This is a genomic window from Amycolatopsis thermalba (assembly GCF_003385215.1).
Lineage (GTDB): Bacteria > Actinomycetota > Actinomycetes > Mycobacteriales > Pseudonocardiaceae > Amycolatopsis_E > Amycolatopsis_E thermalba.
On record NZ_PQHW01000198.1, the window covers coordinates 1 to 3,001 of the forward strand.

5 protein-coding genes are annotated in these 3,001 nt (G+C 74.5%); 1 reads left to right on the forward strand and 4 read right to left on the reverse strand.

Annotated features, from left to right (window positions below):
- From D0D15_RS35475 to D0D15_RS35490, 4 genes are all read right to left on the reverse strand, one after another.
- Positions 1-741: WXG100 family type VII secretion target (locus tag D0D15_RS35475; protein WP_244215017.1), on the reverse strand; the 741-nt coding region annotated here is incomplete at its 3' end.
- A 19-nt stretch (positions 742-760) separates the two neighbouring features.
- Positions 761-1,105, reverse strand: coding sequence for a hypothetical protein (locus D0D15_RS35480; RefSeq protein WP_233157349.1), 345 nt, complete (start codon positions 1,103-1,105; stop codon positions 761-763).
- A 67-nt stretch (positions 1,106-1,172) separates the two neighbouring features.
- A complete protein-coding gene (locus D0D15_RS35485) occupies positions 1,173-1,904 on the reverse strand; it encodes an ESX secretion-associated protein EspG (protein ID WP_094006544.1) in 732 nt (243 codons plus the stop codon).
- A complete protein-coding gene (locus D0D15_RS35490; RefSeq protein WP_115945094.1) occupies positions 1,901-2,248 on the reverse strand; it encodes a hypothetical protein in 348 nt (115 codons plus the stop codon). Before D0D15_RS35490 ends, D0D15_RS35485 begins: the two co-directional genes overlap by 4 nt.
- A gap of 550 nt (positions 2,249-2,798) precedes the next feature.
- Here D0D15_RS35490 and D0D15_RS36770 point away from each other — a divergent pair.
- The coding region (locus D0D15_RS36770) for a hypothetical protein (RefSeq protein ID WP_208646216.1) at positions 2,799-3,001 on the forward strand (203 nt) is incomplete at its 3' end.

Genomic DNA, 3,001 nt, shown 5'->3' on the forward strand with positions numbered 1-3,001 from the left:
CCGCACGTTGCCCGGCGGCTGGCTGCTCGGCGGGCCACCGCTCGGGCCGAGACCGCCGCCCCCGCCACCGCCGCCCCCGCTGCCACCGGAGCGCAGCCCGCCGGTGCTCTTCATCGTCTTCGGCTTGCCGCCCAGCGGGGGCACCGACGCGTACCCGCCCTCGACGTCCTTCTTCACCAGCGCCATGACCCGGTTGATCTGCTCGTTCGCCCCGTTGAGCAGGCCCTGGATCTGGTCCCGCGCGCCCGCCGCGATCCCGCTGGTCTTCCGCGCGTTCGCGGCCATGATCTCGGCCGACGTCGGTGAGGGCATCGTGGCGCCCTCCTTGCCTTCGCGCACCTCGCGTTCCATCGCCTCGGCCGCGTTCGCGTTGGTCACCGCGTCGCCGTTGGCCTTCTCGATGTCGGTCTGCGCCTGCTGCTTGATCGTGTCGATGCGGCCCTTCACGTCGGCCAGCGACGTCTGCAGGTTCGTCAGCTCCCGCGCGACCTCGTCGAGGTGGTCATTGACCTTTCTGCCCGCGTCGCCGATCTGCTTGACGTAGACGAAGAACGTGTCGGCCGCCGGCCCGGTCCACGTGCCGCCGCCCAGGGCCGCCGTCGCGTTGCGCAGCGCCGCCGAATGGTCCCCCGAGTCCTTCGACGCCTGCGTGAACTGGTCCGCGACGGCCTGGATCCCCGCCGGGTTCAGCTTCTCGACCTGCTGCGCCCGGGTCTGCACATCGTTCCATTCGGGCGGCATGCCCGGTGCGGCCACCATGTCAGGCCCGCAGGCTTCCGTCCTTGACGGTGGCGCTGTCACGCGCCGCGTCGTCGGTCTCCCGCAGCGCCCGCGCCGCGTCGCGCAGGGCGCTGCCGGTCGACGTCATCAGCTCGGCGGCCGCGTCGAACTGCTTGTGCACGCCGTCGCGGAACGTCCCCAGTGCGTTCACCATGCCGTCCGACGGGTGCTCGCCCGGCTCCAGCTCGTCCGGGTGCTTGATGGCGCCGAACGGGTTGTCCCCGGTCACGCCCGTGACCTTGTCCTTGGCTTTCTTGAAGTGCTCGTGGATGGCCTCGACCTGCCCGGCCACATACTCCAACGAGTCCGGATCGCTTTCAGGCACGTCGCTCACTGTAGGACGATCATCGCGACGCGTACGCGGTTTCCGGCAAGTTCCACCATCCGGTGGTTCACACCTCGTCGAGCAGCTCCGCGACCCGGCTCGCCAGCAGCTGGTTGTCGGCCGGTGCGACCGTCGCCCAGCCCTGCCCGCCGACCTGCAGCAGGTACCGGCCCGCGTCGGTGTCGTAGAACGCCACCACCCGGCCCGCGCGCCGCCCCTGCCGCTCGACGCCGAACTGCCCGCGCGTGGTCATCCCCACCAACATGCCGGCCAGTTCCTGCGCCTCCCACAGCTCGACGCCACGGTCCTCCAGCGCGGTGACCAGCGACTTCGGGTCGCCCTTCGCGTCCGCGTCGGCGGCCCGCAGGGTGCCGTGGGGCAGGGTCACCGAGTGCCCGACCCCGCCCGGCTGCTCACCGGCCACCGACACCGCGGACTCGGCCAGCGCGTTCGGCCGCGCCGGGATGAGCCACACCTCGCCCGAGTCCACCACCGCCAGCAGCGCCTGGTTGCCGTTGCTCGCCGCGAGGCCGCGGATCTCCCGGCCGGTCCACACCCACACGTCGATCGAGACCTGCGGGTTCGCCAGCAGGGTCGCCATGTCGACGATCTCCCCGACGGCCCGCCGCCCGCGCGCCAGTCCCCGGTCGGCGAGCATCTCCCAGGCGCGGTCTTCGAGTTGGCGTCGCTCGGTGTGGGTGGGGCCCGCGCTGGGCATCCGCAGGGCCGGGTGGGCGCGCGGCAGGCGCAGGCTCTGCCACAGGACGTCGAACTCGAGCGTCGTCAGGACGAGGCTCATCGGTCGCCGATCGTGTCCGGTGCGACGTCCCGCCGGTCGGTGAACAGGTCGTTGTCGTCGACGCCGAAGCGCCGGACTTCTTCCTCGCCGTCGCGCGGTGCGGCGGGTTCGAGGATGGCGCGGGTGGTCACCGGGTCCGGGGTGTGGCCGCCGCGCCGGGCCAGGCGGGCTTCCTCCTCCTCGGGCAGGTCGTCGGCGGGGATCTGGTGGATGCGGTGACCGGCGGTGTTCCGGCCGACGCGGCTCTGCCGGTCACCCTCACCGGCGAGCGCGCCACTCGCCCCGGCCGCACCGAGCGCGGGGGCGGCCTCGGCGAGCCCACTGAGCCCCGAGGGGGCCCGCACAGCAGCGAATCCCGGCCCGACGGCGGTGGGAGCCGTGGCGGAGGGCGGCACGGCACCGGCGGAGCGCCCCTTGCCGAGCGCTTCCTCGGCGGGGGTGGCCGCGTTTCCGGCCCCGGCGCCTGTGCCGCTTCCGGAGGCCGACCCGGCCCTGGCGTTCCCTCCGGGAACAGCAGCGGAGCGTCCTCCAGCGCCGTGGGCTTCCCCGGTGCCCGGTTGCCCGGCGGAGCCGGGTACGCCCGGGCGGGAGGTCAAGCCGGATCCGCTGCCGGAGCTCGTCCGGCCGCTGCCCGCGGCACCGGCGCCGTGCTGTCCAGCGGAGCCGGACGCCTGGCGATCGGCGAACCCGGCTGCGCCGGGTCGCCCAGCGGCGCCTCCGGCACTGGCCGCGCCGCGGTGTCCAGTGGCCCCACCGGCACCGGCTCGTCCAGCGGCCGCGCCGGAAGCGGGAGGCCCGGCTGCACCGCGGTGCCCAGCAGTCGTCCCGCCCGTGCCGGACCGGACGGCGCCTGCCGCGCCAGCGACCCCCGCGCCTTCCGCGGTCGAAGCGGCGGTGCCCACAGCCGGAGCCCCGCCGCCGGCCAAGCCCATCCCCGAGGTGTCCGGGGTCGTGTCCTTCGTCCCCTGGGCTTGCGTCGGCGTGGTGTCCGGGAGCGACGGCACCGGCGCCGCCGCGCCACCCACCCCCGAAACCACCCCGGTCCCCGGCGCCGACAGCAGCGAAACCGGCGCCGGGGACCGGGGTGGTTTCGGGGG